Raw genomic sequence first — 3,395 nt, forward strand, 5'->3', positions numbered from 1 at the left:
GGTATACCTACCACCCCTGTAGGCTCTTTGAAAAACAGAAATGCTAACTGGTTAAAAAGACAAGGAGTTGACCCTCATAAGGTGAAAGCTGGCATTGGTGATTCTCGCTTAGATATTTATGTAGATAAAGCAGATAATATATGGACCATGCCAAAAAAAGGGCAAGGTGGCGTGCCTCAGTGGCAAGGGACTTTAGATATGTTTAAAGATGGAGGATAAAGTGGCAGTTGTACCATGGGAGTTTGACCTTAGTGAGCAAAATGCTATTGAGGTCAAACTAGATTATTCTGGCTATATCTCTCCTGCAAAAGCAAAAATAATTGCTTTGGAGAAAATGTTCAAGGTTGCAACTATTAGTGCAGAGTTTGATGATGAAATAATAGTTTACGACCCAATGTTTTTGTGTTCGAAAAGTAACGGAGTATCTATTGAGTTTGTAGGCTTATACCATACAGGCTTCGAACTAGATGCAGAAAGCCTCCCTGATATATGTATTAGAAGGTCTTCTTGGGAAACATCATTTGGAAGCCTACCAGAGGTTTGTAAAAAGTTATCATGCCAAACTTCTTTTATTTGTAGTAAGGATGATTTAGAAATTGAAACAATTATGTCGATGTTTCAGGATGTATCAGTAGAGAAAATAACCACTCTGTCAAGAGTTAGCAGAGGCGAAGGAAATACCATTGATACCTTTGAGTTTTCTTTTTCATCAGAGTTATTGACGTTAAATACTTCGTATTTTTATGACTCTTGCAGTAATGTTTTTGTTGAGAGCGCGTATCAAAAATTAATAGATTATTGGAACATCGCTAAAATAAACTCATCTTTTGTTCCTGATAACGGTTTATTTAAGATAAGTTATAATTAATCCAAGGGTCGGCCGTGATTCTGGACAATTTGGCCAGAACCGGCTGTAAGCCTATGTTTTTGATAAAGAATACACCTGAAAAAATTCTGGCTAAAGCTTTTAAATCAGTTAATCATTAGTGCCCCCTCGGCAACTGTGTGTAGTTTAGTTTTTTCTGTATCCTCACACTCACCGAGGGGACACCTTATGGCCGATTATGCTGGCGAGACCTATATTCACGCTAAATCAGATGGCAAGCATATTGAATACCGAGATATTGAAGATATATTCAGACTTATACAAATAGAGACGCGTAAAACAGATGTTGTAGTCAGTCTAAAGAACTGGGAAAGTTGTTAAATTCTATGACAAGAAACAGGAGTTTATAAAATGGGGGCTAAGAAGTATTCATGCCCATGTTGTGGATATAAAGTTTTTGATAATCCTTCTCCTGGGAATGACTATGCAATTTGTCCTATTTGTTTTTGGGAAGATGATCCAATTGGCTTTGATGTACCTGAAGAGGAATGTGGTTGTAATGGAATTTCATTAATTGAAGCACAAACAAACTTTGAAGAATTTGGTGCTTGCCGTAAAGACATGGTTAAAAATGTACGGCAACCAAATGAGAACGATTCTCGTGGAAAAAAGCGCATAGTTGGCCACTAATTACTTAATTGGTTAAAAGCTCGATTATTGGATGATTGGGAATTAGTGATTAGGCTGATATTAAGTGTTGTTCATTAATAATTATGTGTAGACGGGTATGAAACAGCAAAGCTCCATTATAGAAATTGAAAGCATTAAATTTTGTTGGTGGGTTTCAAGATGGCCCCAGTGGTGCCACGATGGCGGGTGGCAGGGGGGTACAGGTCACTGTAGAGCTAGCTAAGAACCCTAAAAAAAACAGCTGGTTGTTCAGTTTCCGTTTTCAATTGAATCACGAAGTTCTACACCTCATAAACAAAGGCCAAAACTCTCAAACAAGGTTATTGAGCATCAAATAAAGGTTGCTTTATCAAGTGGATGGGAGCCTGAATCAAAAGGTAAACCATTTTGGTACGAAATTACATAATCACGCGTCCAACTGAAAGAGGAAAAAGATTACTTCGTTTAATTTGACGTTAGGCATATAATAATGGGTATAGAGATTTATTATCAAAATAATATTAATGGTGAAGGTATTCGCGGATGTGTATTCTATATGGGGGATGTGTTCCACGAATATATCATTCGCTTATGTGTTGGTAATGAAGTTTTTCCATTGTTAGGTAGGTTATGTACGATCGATGATGAGTTAGTCATTCAAATAGAACCAGATGAGTTTGAAAGTTATATATTTGAGCTGGAGAATGTTTTAGAGTTGGGAGAAAATTGGGGGCCAGCAAAAGAGCATTTCCGAAGACTTGTAGACATATTTAGAAGCGATAAAGCTAAACAAAATGGGTTTAAGTGTTTTATCGATAGTTAATGTGAACAAAAGCCTAACAAAGTCATGAATTATCGTGCTTCCAGCACTGGCTTTGTAATAATTTACTCGTTGTTTAGGGGCTATGATTCAGTTAAAAAATGTTTAGTAAAAAGAATAAACGCAAGATTACAGTAGATAAGAATAAATATTATTGGTCTGCTACAGGTGATGATGGGTGGATAAATCTTTACATAATGAATGATATTCCAAACAGTCCCAAGCTGGTTTGTTATTTTTATTATCATCAGGATGAAATTGAGTTTGAGTATGATGGAAAAATAGGAGTTAAACTTACGAATCAATTTGTAATTACGTCATATATCGTTAGACAAGTTATTGAATATGGTTTATCGAAAGGCTGGGAGCCTTTTAAAAAAGGAAAAGACCTTCGCCTTGGTCATATTGACGAATATATTGATTTACGACTTGATAAAAACAAGGCTGACTTAATCGGTGACAAAAAATCACGTACTTGATTATCAGTATTATGTGTTCCTAACTCTATAGTGACCAAGAATAATGATTTTTGCAGAAATAAAATATGATGACCATTATGAAGACTTCCACGTCCCTTTACTTAAGTATGTTAGAAACAACTTTAAACATGTAGATTCTGGGCTTCAGAGTGATTCATGGATTTGGGTTTACGAAGAAGGAAATAAAGTAGCAATCGATACTTTTTCCTCAGTGAATCACCAGATTAAATCTGATAAGCAAGATAATCCACTCATTCAAAAGGTAATAAGTATTTTACAAAAGAAGTACAATGTAATCGTATATAGTGAGCCAGAACTAGAATATCATGAGGAATAACATCAAAAAAACTATAGTCAGTTACTATTTTCATGGTACTCAATACTTATCAGCTGTAGAGCTTGCTGATGCATCATTGGTTTCAGCTGCTTTAGTAGCTTTAATATACAAGATCGAGAAATAATAGTTGGTTGTTAAAACTAATAAGTCTTCACCTTTATCAAATTGACAGCCAGTTACGAGTTTTATAGCTTTAATGTAAATAAGGGATAGCCCTAACTTTTAAAACTTAATACATCTGAAAAATATGTTATGAGACCCACG

The 3,395-nt window shown here is 35.4% G+C and carries 7 protein-coding genes; all 7 read left to right on the forward strand.

Annotated features, from left to right (window positions below):
- Positions 1–219: polymorphic toxin type 33 domain-containing protein (locus tag KCG35_RS24055; RefSeq protein ID WP_215822399.1), on the forward strand; the 219-nt coding region annotated here is incomplete at its 5' end.
- 1 nt (position 220) lies between these two features.
- Positions 221–868, forward strand: coding sequence for a hypothetical protein (locus tag KCG35_RS24060; RefSeq protein ID WP_215822400.1), 648 nt, complete (start codon positions 221–223; stop codon positions 866–868).
- A 186-nt stretch (positions 869–1,054) separates the two neighbouring features.
- Positions 1,055–1,207, forward strand: coding sequence for a hypothetical protein (locus KCG35_RS24065; protein WP_215822401.1), 153 nt, complete (start codon positions 1,055–1,057; stop codon positions 1,205–1,207).
- A 30-nt stretch (positions 1,208–1,237) separates the two neighbouring features.
- Positions 1,238–1,516, forward strand: coding sequence for a CPCC family cysteine-rich protein (locus KCG35_RS24070; RefSeq protein WP_215822402.1), 279 nt, complete (start codon positions 1,238–1,240; stop codon positions 1,514–1,516).
- Positions 1,517–1,985: 469 nt separating this feature from the next.
- Positions 1,986–2,318 (forward strand): hypothetical protein, encoded by a 333-nt coding sequence (locus tag KCG35_RS24075; protein ID WP_215822403.1) that lies wholly within the window; start codon positions 1,986–1,988, stop codon positions 2,316–2,318.
- 98 nt (positions 2,319–2,416) lie between these two features.
- On the forward strand, positions 2,417–2,794 hold the full coding sequence (locus KCG35_RS24080) for a hypothetical protein (RefSeq protein ID WP_215822404.1): 378 nt from the start codon (positions 2,417–2,419) through the stop codon (positions 2,792–2,794).
- A 43-nt stretch (positions 2,795–2,837) separates the two neighbouring features.
- Positions 2,838–3,131 (forward strand): hypothetical protein, encoded by a 294-nt coding sequence (locus tag KCG35_RS24085; protein ID WP_215822405.1) that lies wholly within the window; start codon positions 2,838–2,840, stop codon positions 3,129–3,131.
- The last annotated feature ends 264 nt before the right edge of the window (positions 3,132–3,395 follow it).

It is taken from the genome of Zooshikella harenae, assembly GCF_018837975.1.
In the GTDB taxonomy this organism is placed as follows: domain Bacteria; phylum Pseudomonadota; class Gammaproteobacteria; order Pseudomonadales; family Zooshikellaceae; genus Zooshikella; species Zooshikella harenae.

Excerpts from the sequence above, each read along its gene's own strand:
- KCG35_RS24065 (WP_215822401.1), top strand. The coding sequence starts at position 1,055 with ATGGCCGATTATGCTGGCGAGACCTATATTCACGCTAAATCAGATGGC.
- KCG35_RS24070 (WP_215822402.1), top strand. The coding sequence starts at position 1,238 with ATGGGGGCTAAGAAGTATTCATGCCCATGTTGTGGATATAAAGTTTTT.
- KCG35_RS24075 (WP_215822403.1), top strand. The coding sequence starts at position 1,986 with ATGGGTATAGAGATTTATTATCAAAATAATATTAATGGTGAAGGTATT.
- KCG35_RS24080 (WP_215822404.1), top strand. The coding sequence starts at position 2,417 with ATGTTTAGTAAAAAGAATAAACGCAAGATTACAGTAGATAAGAATAAA.
- KCG35_RS24085 (WP_215822405.1), top strand. The coding sequence starts at position 2,838 with ATGATTTTTGCAGAAATAAAATATGATGACCATTATGAAGACTTCCAC.